This window comes from Candidatus Dependentiae bacterium (assembly GCA_020431705.1).
Taxonomy (GTDB): Bacteria; Babelota; Babeliae; order Babelales; family Vermiphilaceae; genus JAGQHQ01.
In genome coordinates, this window is record JAGQHQ010000052.1 from 1 (window position 1) to 509 (window position 509).

Consider the following 509-nt stretch of genomic DNA (forward strand, 5'->3'; position numbering starts at 1 on the left):
TCTTTACATGGCGCAAAACATGGATCAAATTTAAATACTACTGCCTCATTTATTCCTGGCAACATATCCAGTGTAAATGCAAGTGTATTGGTTACTAAAATGGTACAAGGAGCATCAGGTTCTATAGAATCAATCTGCGATTGAAGTTCACCGGTGCTTGTTTTCAATTCATCACAACATTCCTCTAAAACTTCAACCTTATACTCAATAATTTCAACTCGAGAAACAATCCCGTTATCGACTAAATCTATTTGTGACTGTAACCAACCAGTACTTGTTTTAAGCTCATCAATTTGGGATTGGCAGCTATCTCCGCAATCAGATAACTGGTCTATTTGAGATTGTAATTCGCCTGTGCTTGTTTTTAACCGGTCAATAATACTTGCAAGCGCACCTGTATCACTTTGAATTAGAATAATAAGTGGATCAATCAAGCTTGTAATAAAATCACAACATGATCGTAATTCTCCTGTACTTGTTTTCAGACTCGAGCAACACTCATCAATTAT

Annotated in this window: 1 protein-coding gene; it reads right to left on the bottom strand. The window is 36.1% G+C overall.

Annotated elements, in window-relative coordinates:
• Positions 1-509 (bottom strand): hypothetical protein (locus KC460_05285; GenBank protein MCA9770753.1); only part of this gene is annotated, 509 nt, incomplete at both ends.